This window comes from Micromonospora sp. DT63 (assembly GCF_049841615.1).
GTDB lineage: Bacteria > Actinomycetota > Actinomycetes > Mycobacteriales > Micromonosporaceae > Micromonospora.
In genome coordinates this window covers 80,388-91,163 of record NZ_JBNCKQ010000011.1, presented here as the reverse complement: position 1 = coordinate 91,163, position 10,776 = coordinate 80,388, and the positions used below count along the sequence as shown (strand labels likewise).

13 protein-coding genes are annotated in these 10,776 nt (G+C 71.4%); 9 read left to right on the top strand and 4 right to left on the bottom strand.

The genetic code is table 11. The features are described 5' to 3' along the window. Positions 1 to 138 precede the first annotated feature (138 nt). Positions 139 to 669, top strand: coding sequence for a GNAT family N-acetyltransferase (locus ACLQ27_RS29595; protein WP_425869803.1), 531 nt, complete (start codon positions 139 to 141; stop codon positions 667 to 669). 34 nt (positions 670 to 703) lie between these two features. On the opposite strand, the gene ACLQ27_RS29590 is transcribed toward ACLQ27_RS29595, so the two are convergent. Then, positions 704 to 1,183: a winged helix-turn-helix transcriptional regulator gene (locus tag ACLQ27_RS29590; protein WP_357490859.1), complete on the bottom strand. Its 480-nt coding sequence runs from the start codon at positions 1,181 to 1,183 to the stop codon at positions 704 to 706. A 105-nt stretch (positions 1,184 to 1,288) separates the two neighbouring features. On the opposite strand from ACLQ27_RS29590, the gene ACLQ27_RS29585 reads away from it, so the two are divergent. Then, positions 1,289 to 2,830, top strand: a complete 1,542-nt coding sequence (locus tag ACLQ27_RS29585) for an MFS transporter (protein ID WP_357490857.1) — start codon at positions 1,289 to 1,291, stop codon at positions 2,828 to 2,830. Positions 2,831 to 2,865: 35 nt separating this feature from the next. Here the strand turns inward: ACLQ27_RS29585 and ACLQ27_RS29580 are convergent, their stop codons facing one another. After that, positions 2,866 to 3,732 carry an oxidoreductase gene (locus ACLQ27_RS29580; protein WP_425869800.1) on the bottom strand — a complete coding sequence of 289 codons (867 nt, stop codon included), beginning with the start codon at positions 3,730 to 3,732 and terminating at the stop codon, positions 2,866 to 2,868. A gap of 156 nt (positions 3,733 to 3,888) precedes the next feature. Here ACLQ27_RS29580 and ACLQ27_RS29575 point away from each other — a divergent pair, with 156 nt between their 5' ends. The 5 genes from ACLQ27_RS29575 to ACLQ27_RS29555 all read left to right on the top strand — a co-directional run bounded on the left by ACLQ27_RS29575 (position 3,889) and on the right by ACLQ27_RS29555 (position 8,201). After that, positions 3,889 to 4,770: a helix-turn-helix domain-containing protein gene (locus ACLQ27_RS29575; RefSeq protein ID WP_357490853.1), complete on the top strand. Its 882-nt coding sequence runs from the start codon at positions 3,889 to 3,891 to the stop codon at positions 4,768 to 4,770. Positions 4,771 to 5,000: 230 nt separating this feature from the next. After that, positions 5,001 to 5,867, top strand: coding sequence for an aldo/keto reductase family oxidoreductase (locus ACLQ27_RS29570; RefSeq protein WP_425869798.1), 867 nt, complete (start codon positions 5,001 to 5,003; stop codon positions 5,865 to 5,867). Positions 5,868 to 5,979: 112 nt separating this feature from the next. Beyond that, positions 5,980 to 6,414, top strand: coding sequence for a winged helix-turn-helix transcriptional regulator (locus ACLQ27_RS29565; protein ID WP_357490851.1), 435 nt, complete (start codon positions 5,980 to 5,982; stop codon positions 6,412 to 6,414). A 117-nt stretch (positions 6,415 to 6,531) separates the two neighbouring features. After that, positions 6,532 to 7,074 (top strand): TetR/AcrR family transcriptional regulator, encoded by a 543-nt coding sequence (locus tag ACLQ27_RS29560; protein WP_357490849.1) that lies wholly within the window; start codon positions 6,532 to 6,534, stop codon positions 7,072 to 7,074. A gap of 95 nt (positions 7,075 to 7,169) precedes the next feature. After that, a complete protein-coding gene (locus tag ACLQ27_RS29555) occupies positions 7,170 to 8,201 on the top strand; it encodes a medium chain dehydrogenase/reductase family protein (RefSeq protein ID WP_425869795.1) in 1,032 nt (343 codons plus the stop codon). A gap of 7 nt (positions 8,202 to 8,208) precedes the next feature. Here the strand turns inward: ACLQ27_RS29555 and ACLQ27_RS29550 are convergent, their stop codons facing one another. Further along, entirely contained in the window at positions 8,209 to 8,508 is a 300-nt protein-coding gene (locus ACLQ27_RS29550; RefSeq protein ID WP_357490845.1) for a DUF5994 family protein, read from the bottom strand. Positions 8,509 to 8,511: 3 nt separating this feature from the next. Next, positions 8,512 to 8,850 carry a LapA family protein gene (locus ACLQ27_RS29545; RefSeq protein ID WP_357573434.1) on the bottom strand — a complete coding sequence of 113 codons (339 nt, stop codon included), beginning with the start codon at positions 8,848 to 8,850 and terminating at the stop codon, positions 8,512 to 8,514. A 605-nt stretch (positions 8,851 to 9,455) separates the two neighbouring features. Between ACLQ27_RS29545 and ACLQ27_RS29540 the strand changes: the two genes are divergently transcribed. Together ACLQ27_RS29540 and ACLQ27_RS29535 are read left to right on the top strand one after the other, a co-directional pair. After that, a complete protein-coding gene (locus ACLQ27_RS29540; RefSeq protein WP_357490841.1) occupies positions 9,456 to 9,629 on the top strand; it encodes a hypothetical protein in 174 nt (57 codons plus the stop codon). Beyond that, positions 9,626 to 10,684 (top strand): glycosyltransferase family 4 protein, encoded by a 1,059-nt coding sequence (locus ACLQ27_RS29535; protein WP_425869793.1) that lies wholly within the window; start codon positions 9,626 to 9,628, stop codon positions 10,682 to 10,684. The genes ACLQ27_RS29540 and ACLQ27_RS29535 overlap by 4 nt, the downstream gene beginning before the upstream one ends. Positions 10,685 to 10,776: the final 92 nt, after the last annotated feature.

Here is a 10,776-nt window from a genome sequence, read left to right as displayed (position 1 = left end):
GCCGGGGGGGGGGATTCCGTGGGGGCCCCGCCGCCCGGGGTGGGCCCGGGGGTCGGGGGGGGGTGTGGGGTGGGCGGCGGGGGGGGGGCGGCCGCCGGGCGCCCCGCCACCTCCTACGGCCACGATTACAGTTTCGCCATGGACGACACCACCCGTGGCGTACGAATCAGACGCGGTGGCCCGGCGGACGCCGCCGCCGTACTGGCCATGCTCGATTCCGCGGTGGTCTGGATGAACGCGCGGGGCAACACCGAGCAGTGGGGCACGACCCCGTTCTCGGAGAAGCCCGGCGGGGTCGAGTTGGTCGACCGGTACCTGACCGAGAACCTTCCGTACATCGCGGAACTGGACGGAACGCCTGCCGGCGCCCTGGTGTTGGACTCCGGGCCTCCTGCGCAGTCACCGATCACGCCCGCCGAGGAGCCCGAGCGGTACGTCCGTCTCCTGGTCTCCGACCGACGATTCGCGGGTCGGCACCTCGGGTCGGCCCTGCTGGCACACGCCGTGCAGGAAACCCGGCGGGCCGGCGTGCGGTTGCTACGGGTCGACTGCTGGGCGGGCGGCGATGGCGAGTTGGTGGCCTTCTACGAACGTCAGGGGTTCACCCGCACCGAGACCTTCCGCTCGGGAACCTGGCCGGGGCAGGTGCTGGCCCAGCGGGTCGGCTGACCGGTACCCGCTGGCCGGCGGCCTGGCCGGGGTGTCAGGTGCGGCGGATCAGGCCCGGCCCGGCGGTGATGTCGATGTCCCCGCTTCCGACCTCGTGCCCGGCTGCGCAGCGGAGCACCGCACGGACCGGTTCGCCGCAGTCGTGGTGGGTGGCGAGGACGCCGGGGCCGGCCTCGTCGGCGCTCCAGGTGTCGCCCCAGTTGCGCAGCGCGGTGATGACCGGCAGCAGTTCCTGACCCTTGCGGGTGAGTTGGTACTCGTGGCGGGTGCGCTGTCCCGGCTCCCGGTACGGGATCCGTTCGAGCAGACCGGCGGCGACCATCTCCTTGAGGCGGGCCGCCATCGCGGGCTCGCCGATCCCGACGCGGCGGACGAAGTCGTCGAAACGGCGCGTGCCGAGCAGTGCCTCGCGCATGATCAGGATCGTCGAACGGCTGCCCACGATGTCCATCGCCCGGGCGACGGAGCAGTTCTCCATCGACCAGGATTCGCGGTCGTCCCGAAGGTCCTCCATGCACCCAGCCTACCTGGCTTGCGCCGAAGCTAGCCAGGTGATTCACTGGGGCACCGCTGACTTTTGCATAAGCAAGTCAGCGGGACTCCAACCCGAGGACGCCTTGTGACCACCAGCAGCACGGCCCCGCCCGGGCCGGCCGTCACCACCCGTACGTCCGTTCGCGGCTCCCGGCCGGTGACCCTGATCGCCATGTGCCTGGGCGCGATGATCACCTTCCTGCAGATCACCGCGACGGTCTCCGCCCTGACCACCATCCAGGCCGACCTCCGGGTCGATCCGACCACCGTGATCTGGATCCCCAGCGCCTACACCCTGGTCGTGGCGAGCCTGGTGATGTCCGCCGCCACGCTCGGCAACCGGTACGGACGCAGGCGCATGTTCGGCGCCGGAGTCGTCGCGATGATCGCCGGCGGTGCCGTGGTGGCCAGCGCCCCGACCGTGGCCTGGGTGATCGCCGGTCAGTTGGTAGCGGGCCTCGGCGGTGCCCTGATCCTGCCGAACAGCCTGGCGATCCTCGGTGCCACCTTCACCGACCCGCACCGCCGCACCGAGGTCATCACCGCCTGGTCGGCCGCCTCCGGCATCGGGCTGGCGATCGGCCCGCTCATCGCCGGTACGCTGCTGCGCCAGCACTCCTGGCACAGCGTCTACCTGTCGGTGATCGTGCTGGGCGTGGTCACCCTCGTCGTCGCCGCGATCGGGGTGGCCGAGTCCCGGCCCAGCGCCGGACGGCTCGACCTGCCCGGTCTGCTGCTCGGCACCGTCGCCATCGCCGCCGCCGTCTACGCCATGATCCAGGGCGGGCGCGACGGCTACGCCAGCGGTGTCGTGGCGACCGCGTGGGTCGTCTCGGCCGTCGCGCTTGTCACGTTCGTGCTGGTCGAGCTGCGCACCAGCACACCGATGCTGGACGTACGCCTGTTCCGCTCGCCGTCGTTCAGCGCCGTCATGGTCGTCGCCGCGGTGTCACTGTTCGGGTTCACCGGCGTGGCGATCCTGCTCGTCCTCTTCCACGAGCGTGCCCAGTCGCTCAGCCCGCTGGACACCGGCTGGCGCATGCTGGTGCTCTTCGGCGCGTACGTGCTGGTGGCCTTCGCCGCCGGTCGGACCATCCGGCGCACCGGGTTCAAGGCGCCACTCACAGTCGGTCTGGTGCTCGGCGCGGTGGCCAGCTTCGGGCTCGCGACGCAGGGGCCGACGACGGCGTTCGGGCACCGCTGGGCGTTGTTCGCGTTGTTCGGCGCCGCGAGCGGGCTGGTGGTGGCCCCCGCGACGGCGGCGGCGCTGGCCAGCGTGGCGCCCGCCCAGGCCGGCATGGCCTCCGGCGCGGTCAACGCCTCCCGTCAGGTCGGCTCGGTGCTGGGCTCGTCCCTGCTGGGCACGCTGCTCACCACCACGATGGTGGCCGACCTGCCCGACCGCCTAGCCGCCCACCAGGTCGGCGAACCCGTCCGCAGCGCCGTGCAGGCGGCGGTGGCCTCCGGCGCGACAGGCGACCAGCCGCTGCCCGCTCCGGTCCGGTCGGCGCTCGCCGAGGCGATGACCTCCGGGGTCCAGGCCGGTTTGCGGGTCAGCGGCATCGTCTTCCTCGTCACCGCCGTCCTCGCGCTCACCCTCATCCGTAACCGCCCCCACCAGCACTAGCGAGGCCCGGGGCCGGCGAGCGTCCGACTCCGTAATCAGGCGCCGATTGTGTTCAGATCCTCGATTGCGTCGGCCGGCAGCGTCAGGTCGGCCGCGGCGAGGTTCTCCCGCAGGTGTGCCAGCGTCGACGTGCCCGGGATCAACGCCATGGTGGGGGAGCGTTGCAGCAGCCAGGCCAGGGCGACCTGCTGTGGCGAGGCGCCCACCCGGGCGGCCACGGCGTTGAGGGTGTCGGACTGCAACGGGGTGAACCCGCCGAGCGGGAAGAACGCCGCGAACGCGATGTTCTCCGCCGCGCAGCGGTCGACGAGCGCGTCGTCCTGCCGATTGGCGAGGTTGTAGAGGTTCTGCACCGTGACCACCGGCGCGATGGCCTGGGCCTCGGTGAGCTGGTCGAGCGTGACGTTGCTGAGCCCGAGATGCCGGATCAGTCCCTGCTGCCGCAGCTCCGCGAGGGCGCCGAACTGCTCGGAGAGGGGATCGTCGCCGGTGCCCTCCGCCACGCCGACCCGCAGGTTGACCACGTCGAGGACCTCCAGGCCGAGGTGCCGGAGGTTGTCGTGGACCTGGGCCTTCAGCTCGTCCGGCTGGAGCGCGGGGAGCCAGGAGGCGTCGTCGCCGCGGCGCGCGCCGACCTTGGTGACCAGGTGCAGATCCTCGGGGTACGGGTGCAGCGCCTCGCGGATCAGCTCGTTCACCACCTTGGGGCCGTAGAAGTCGCTGGTGTCGATGTGGCGCACGCCCCGGTCGACGGCCTCTCGCAGCACCGCGAGGGCCTGCGCACGGTCGCGCGGGGGGCCGAAGACGTGGGGGCCGGCGAGCTGCATCGCGCCGTAGCCCATCCGGCTCAGGGTGAGGCCGTCGGCGGGGGTCAGGGCGCCGCCAGGAAGGTTGTCGCTCATGTCATTCCTCTATCCGTTGTCGTCGTGGATATGCGGACGGTCCGGAGATCGGCCTGCGACGACTGTCCGTCGGCGTCCGTCCGGGCGGCAGGGCGAGGTGTTCCTGGTAGTGACACAGCCAGTCACCGGGTCGTGGGGCGATCTACCGTCGACGGTATGGACGCCACCAACCAGCTCGGCGACTTTCTGCGCGCCTGTCGGGAACGGATCCGGCCCGAGGACGTCGGTCTCGGGCCGGGCGTCGGCCTGCGCCGGGTGCCCGGCCTGCGGCGCGAGGAGGTGGCGATGTTGGCCGGCATCAGCGCCGACTACTACCTGCGGTTGGAGCAGGGTCGTGAGCGGCATCCCTCGGTGCAGGTCCTCGACGCGCTCGCCGGGGTGCTGCGGCTGGACCCGGAGGCGACCGCGTACATGATCGGGTTGACCCGGCCGCGGTCGCGCCGGGCGGTCCGGCCGGCCGTCGAGCGGGTGCCGGCCAGTGTCCTGCACCTGGTGCGGGAGCTCCCGATGCCGGCCTTCGTGCAGAACCGCTACCTCGACATCCTGGCGTCGAACCGGATGGCGCGGGCACTGTCGCCGAATCTCGCTCCGGGCGCCAACCGGCTGCGCGCGGTGTTCCTGGACGCGGCGGAGCGGGAGTTGTTCCGCGACTGGCGGCAGGCGATGCAGAGCGTGGTGGGCCAGCTGCGCGCCGATTCGGCCGCGGACGCCGACGACCCGCGACTGACGGCGCTGGTGGGGGAGTTGTCGCTCAAGAGCGACTGTTTCCGCCAGTTGTGGGCCCGGCACGAGGTGCGGCGGCGCGAGGGTGTGGTGAGCCGGCTGCACCACCCCGAGGTGGGCGATCTCGACCTGTACTGCGACAAGCTCGCGGTCGCGGGCGCCGAGGGGCAGCTCCTGGTGATCTACCACGCCGAGCCCGATACGGAGTCGGCACGTTCGTTGGCGCTGCTCGGCTCGGTTGCGGCAAGCACGCCTGACGGCGGCGTGGACAGCCTGCGGCCCGGCGATCCGGCACGCCTGTACCCCGGCCCTTGAGGAACATCGAACGGCCGCCAGGGCATACCCGCGGGGTGGCGCCCGTTACGCGTTCCGCGGTGTCGTGGCCCCGCGATGACAGGCCCGGAACTCGACGCGACCAGGCGGTCGGAAGGTTACTTACGCACTTCAAGGTGCCTACTTCCCGACGGAGAGCTACCGAGCCACGATAGAGAAACACCCGGCCAGGGAGCCGATTTACCTGGCCTTTTACGAGAACGAGGTACGACATGTCGACTGCTTCCCTCCGCGGTGGTACGTGGAAGCTGGGAGACTCGACGGTGACCCGATTCGGTTACGGCGCCATGCAGCTGGCCGGCCCCTGGGTCATGGGACCTCCCGCGGACCATGACGGCGCTGTGGCCGTACTCCGCGAGGTGGTCGAGCGCGGTATCAACCACATCGACACCAGCGGCGCCTACGGGCCGCGAGTGACAAACGAGCTGATCCGGGAGGCGTTGCACCCCTACCCGGAAGGGCTGTTCATCGCCACCAAGGTCGGAGCTACCCGCGACGCTCAGGGTGGCTGGCCCGTCGCCCGGCAGCCCGAAGACCTCCGTAAGCAGGTCCACGAGGACCTCGAAGTCCTCGGTGTCGAGACGCTCGACCTGGTGAACATGCGTATGGGCAACGCCGAAGGCCCCCAGCCCGGATCGCTGGCCGACGCGTTCGGCACGCTCGTCGAACTGCAGCGGGAAGGCCTGATCCGCCACTTGGGCGTCAGCAACGTCACCGCCGAGCAGGTCGCCGAGGCGCAGGCCATCGCGCCGATCGTGGGCGTGCAGAACATGTACAACCTCGCTCACCGCCACGACGACGAGCTCATCGACCGGCTCGCGGCCGAGAACATCGCATACGTGCCGTTCTTCCCGCTGGGCGGCTTCTCGCCGCTGCAGTCCGAGGCGCTCTCGGCGGTGGCGGAGCGGTTGCGGAGCACGCCCATGTCCGTCGCGCTCGCCTGGCTGCTGCAGAGATCGCCCAACATCCTGCTGATCGCGGGTACCTCGAAGGTCGCCCACCTGCGGGACAACGTCGCGGGCGCCGGCCTCTCCCTGTCCGCCGCGGACCTCGCCGAACTGGATCGGATCAACCGATGAGGAAGAGCGTCTCCGGCTGACCGCGGGACCCGCTCCATCGAGGGGCAACTTCCCGATGGGAAGCTAGGACTACAAGGGGATGTGACGCACCCTGCGGTCCGAGGAGGGCGTGATGGCAGCACCGACGACGGCGGCCCAGCAACGAACCCAGAACAGGGACAACTACAACGCCTTCCTGGCCGCCTGCCCGAGCCACAAGATGCTGGAACGCATCTCCGGCAAATGGGTCACGCTGATCCTCTCCGCACTCGGCAGCGGCCCCGACTGCACCGGTGAGCCCAGACCGATGCGCTACTCGGAGCTGTCTCGCCTCCTGGCCGGCGTCAGCCAGAAAATGCTCACCCAGACCCTGCGCTCCCTCGAACGCGATGGCCTCGTCAGCCGCACCGTGACACCAACAGTGCCCGTCACGGTCTCCTACGAGCTGACCGAGCTGGGCCTCTCCCTGCACCACATGATGCGTGGCCTCAAGGTGTGGGCTGAAGCACACATGGACGACGTCGACACCAGTCGCGCGGCATATGACCACGCCACTGCCGTGAACTGAACAGGGACCCACGGGGGCAGCCGAGCACCGAGCCCCACCAGGGCGTTGCCGCGAGACGCGGCCACGGTCGGCCCAGCGGGGTTGACGGGGCTTGTTTGTGAGTGCACACTTACAAACATGCGATCCACCGCCGAGGCCCGCCGGGCCACCGTTCTGAACGCCGCCGTGTCGGCGTTCGCGCGCACCGGCTTCCACGCCACCCCGGTCACCGCCGTGGCAGCCGCCGCCGGCATCTCCGAGGCGTACGTCTTCCGGCTCTTCGCCGGAAAGCTCGGGTTGTTCGTGGCCGCCGCCGGGGCGTGCTTCGAGCGGATCGTCGTGGCGCTGGAGGCCGGGGCGGAGCGTGCCGGAGACGTCGGCCCGGAGGGGGTCCTGGAGGCGATGGGCGACGCCTACGCCGAGCTGATCGCCGACCGTGACCTCCTGCTGTTCCAGGTGCAGGCGCAGGCAGTCACTGACGTCCCGGAGATCGCCGAGGCGGTGCGCGCCGGCTACCGGCGGGTCGCCACCTTCGTCGCGAGTCGGTCCGGCGCCAGCGACGCGCAGGTCCAGCAGTTCTTCGCGTACGGCCAGCTCTGCCATTTGATCGTGACCGCCGGCCTGGAGCAGGTGCCCGAGCCGTGGGCCCGCGCGCTGACCGCAGGCATCCGTCACCCCTGATCCCGACATCCGCACCACCGGGCCGCTTCCGGGCGGCCCACTTTTTCGACCTGATAGGTGTGTGAGTGCACACTTACAAACAAGAGGAGACCGCGATGACAACCGACAGGATGATCACCGAAGTGGTCCTGCCCGGCGTGGTGGAGCCGGACGGGCTCCAGGTCAGCCGACGCGCGATGCCCGTTCCCGCCGCAGGTCAGGCGCTCGTCGAGGTCGAGGCCACCGGCATCTCGTACGCCGAACAGAGCATGCGCCGCGACCTCTACCCGGGCCAGCCGGCCTTTCCGTTCGTGCCCGGCTACGACCTCGTCGGCACCGTCCGGGCGGTGGGACCGGGAGGCGACGGCTCGCTGGTCGGCACCCGGGTCGCGGCGGTCACCAAGACCGGCGCCTGGACCACGCACGCAGTGGTGGGCGTCGACGACCTCACCCCGGTGCCGCCCGGTCTGGACCCGGCCGCGGCCGAGACAGTAGTCGTCAACGGGGTGACCGCCTGGCAGATGCTGCACGGCGCCCGCCTGCGGGCCGGGCAGACGGTCCTGGTGCACGGCGCGAACGGCGGCGTCGGAACCGTGCTCGTCCAACTCGGACGCCACCTCGGGCTGCGGGTCATCGGCACCGCCGCTCCGCGACACCACGCGGCGCTGCGCGAACTCGGCGTCGAACCGCTGGACTACCGAGACCCCGACCTGGCCGCGCGGGTGCGCGCGCTGTCTCCCGGAGGCGTCGACGCCGTCTTCGACCCGGTCGCCGGCCCGGGCGTCCGCACCTCGTACCGGCTGCTCGCCCCCGGCGGCACGCTTGTCGTCTACGGCACCGCCTCGGCCACGGGCTCCGCGCGCTCGATCGTCTGGGTCTTCGTGAAGCTGCTGGCCCGGCTCTACACCTGGAACGCCCTGCCGAACGGTCACCGGGTCCGGTTCTACAACTTCTGGGCCGGCCGTCGCACCCGGGCCGCGGCGTTCCGGCGTCGGCTGCGTACCGACCTCGGCATCGTGCTCGACCTGCTCCGTCAGGGCGTGATCGTGCCGCAGATCGCCGCCCGCTACCCGCTCACCGAGGTCTCCGCCGCGCTGCTCTTCGCCGAGGCCCGCAGCCGGCCGGGCAAGGTCGTGCTGGAGCCCTGACCGGGTATCACGTCGCCGAGGGACCCGGACGCGGGGCGGTGGCCAGGATGTCCGGCGCTCGCCTGCGGTTGGCCGGATCCGCGGCGGCGGTCATCGCCCGCGCGGCTGCCTCCGGCTCGGTGTCGGGTGGCACCACGAGCAGGTCGACCTGGTCGTCCCTGCCCGTCGTGGCGACCAGCACGGCAGGGTCGAGGGTGCGAACCAGCCGATGCGTACCACGTGCGGTCCGACGGCCAACCGATGTGAGCCGAGGGGCGGTCGGGGCCGGGACGGAGATCGTGGCGGCGGTTCGCGCGGTGGCGGGCATGACTCAGCCGTCCTGGCGGGGCGCCGGCGGAGCCGGGGCGACGCCGGTCCTCGACAGGGGGACCGAACTGGACGAGGGCCATCCCGGCGGGGGCGTCGAGGAACGGCGGCTGCGCATCCTGAGCTGGAGGATCCGGGCAGTGCCGGGAAGGGCGACGAGAAGGACGCCGATCACCGCCGCCAGCAGCAGCGCCACGCCGGTGGGAAGGGCCGCGTGCGTCCCGAAGAAGGACACCTCGGCCTGCTGCCCATTCTGAAGTACGAAGATCAGGAGCAGCAGGAGCATGACCGCGAACACCACTGCGACGATCCACAGATCCCCGATTCGCGATCGCTTCACCACCGGCGGCAGGGGAGCCGGGCGAGAATCGACGGGACCCTCGTGACCGTTGATGGTGGAGGGTTGGATGTGCCTGTTCGGGGGTGCGGTCATGACGATCCGCCGCCTTCCGATGGGTGCCCGGCACGGCTGACTGCCAGCGTGGCGGGCTGAGGGCGGGCCGTCGACAAACCGTCGCGGCCCGGCGAGCCGGTGCGGGGGGAGGGGCCGGCCATCGGTGCCACGGGAAGTCGGCGACCGGGTCGAATGGGTGTGCGGCGGCGAGTACTCCGAGCGTACGCCGCAGCGGCCGGGACCGCCGCGGCAGCGACCTCCGCCGGGTGGCACGGCCGGTGCGCGTGCAGCCGCACTGGCCGGGGCGTACGCTGGGCATGTCGCCCGGGGCCCCCGGTGGCCGCCGGATGTCGCCGCCACCAGCCCGTCAGGGCATTACCGATCGTCATCCCAACCGCTGCCGCGTGCTGATCGTCCTCGACCTTCGGCCCGCCAGTCGGATGCACCGGATACCGCACATTCGGTCTCCGATGACGGCAGCGGATGGCATCCCACCCGCGCTCGCACACCGCCGTCCAGGCACGATTCGGACGGCTCAACCAGGGGAGCACCAGATGAGGATCGCCAAGCACAGGATCGTCAGCGCGTTGCGCGATCGGGGTCAGCAGGCCCGGGCCGACTGGGTCGAGCGTGAGCTGCCGGAGCGGGTCGACCCGGCCAAGCACTCCGGGCTGCTCGCCACCCTGAACCTCGACCCCGCCGACCTCGCCGACGCGCCATCGGTGTGAAGGTTGCGCTGCTCGGGCCGATCGCCTGGCGCACACCCCCGCACCACTACGGTCCCTGGGAACAGGTGACCGGCCTGCTCGCCGAGGGACTGGCCAGACGAGGCGTGGACGTGACGCTCTTCGCAACGCTGGACTCGGCCACCTCCGCCCGCCTCGACGGCATCGCCCCGCGGGGGTACGCGGACGACCCGGACCTGGACGGCCGGGTGTGGGAGGCGATGCACGTCTCCCACGCGTTCGCCAGATCGGCGGAGTTCGACCTGGTGCACAGCCACCTCGACTGGCTGCCGCTGGCGTTCGCGGAGCACTGCCACGCCCCACTGCTCACCACCGTGCACGGCTTCTCCGGGGCGGGGATCCTGCCCGCCTACGCCCGAGCGGCATCGTCGTACGTGTCGATCTCGGACGCCGACCGGGCCCCGGAGCTCGACTACGTCGCCACGGTCCACCACGGCGTGGACCTCACCGGTCTGCCGTTCACCCGGGACGCCGGCCCCGGCCTGGCCGCGTTCGGTCGGATCCACCCGGACAAGGGCATCCACACCGCCATCGAGATCGCCCGCCGCGCCGGCCGGACGTTGACCATCTGCGGCATCGTGCAGGACGAGCGGTACTTCGCCGAGCAGGTGGCCCCGCACATCGACGACGACCGGGTCGTCTTCCTCGGTTCGGTCGGCCCCCGACGACGCGCGGAGGTGCTGGGCTCCAGCACCGCCCTGCTGCACCCGATCGCGTTCGACGAACCGTTCGGCCTGTCGGTGGTGGAGTCGATGGTCTGCGGCACGCCGGTCATCGCGTACGCGCGGGGCTCCATGCCGGAGGTCGTCGACGAAGGGGTGACGGGTCGCCTCGTCCACACCGTCGAGCAGGCCGTCGACGCGGTGACCCAGGTCGCCGGCCTCGACCGGGCCGCCTGCCGGGAACAGGCCCGGCAACGCTTCGGCGCGGACCGGATGGTCACCGACTATCTCGCCGTCTACGAGCGCCTCATCCGCCGTGGTGCCGCCGCACCCGTGGAGCGACAGGTCGTTCCCGACCGGGCGACACTTGTCTGATTCCCACCCGTAGCTGACCACCCCCTCCCGAACACGTTCCGCCGGTCACACACGCTGACCGGCGTACGCCGTCACCGCGTGAGGCTGCCCCC

Coding starts and splice junctions, on each gene's coding strand:
- ACLQ27_RS29550 (WP_357490845.1), bottom strand. CDS start 8,508: ATGCCCGCCACCGCGCGAACCGCCGCCACGATCTCCGTCCCGGCCCCG.
- ACLQ27_RS29540 (WP_357490841.1), top strand. CDS start 9,456: ATGAGGATCGCCAAGCACAGGATCGTCAGCGCGTTGCGCGATCGGGGT.
- ACLQ27_RS29560 (WP_357490849.1), top strand. CDS start 6,532: ATGCGATCCACCGCCGAGGCCCGCCGGGCCACCGTTCTGAACGCCGCC.
- ACLQ27_RS29565 (WP_357490851.1), top strand. CDS start 5,980: ATGGCAGCACCGACGACGGCGGCCCAGCAACGAACCCAGAACAGGGAC.
- ACLQ27_RS29595 (WP_425869803.1), top strand. CDS start 139: ATGGACGACACCACCCGTGGCGTACGAATCAGACGCGGTGGCCCGGCG.
- ACLQ27_RS29580 (WP_425869800.1), bottom strand. CDS start 3,732: ATGAGCGACAACCTTCCTGGCGGCGCCCTGACCCCCGCCGACGGCCTC.
- ACLQ27_RS29570 (WP_425869798.1), top strand. CDS start 5,001: ATGTCGACTGCTTCCCTCCGCGGTGGTACGTGGAAGCTGGGAGACTCG.
- ACLQ27_RS29555 (WP_425869795.1), top strand. CDS start 7,170: ATGACAACCGACAGGATGATCACCGAAGTGGTCCTGCCCGGCGTGGTG.
- ACLQ27_RS29575 (WP_357490853.1), top strand. CDS start 3,889: ATGGACGCCACCAACCAGCTCGGCGACTTTCTGCGCGCCTGTCGGGAA.
- ACLQ27_RS29590 (WP_357490859.1), bottom strand. CDS start 1,183: ATGGAGGACCTTCGGGACGACCGCGAATCCTGGTCGATGGAGAACTGC.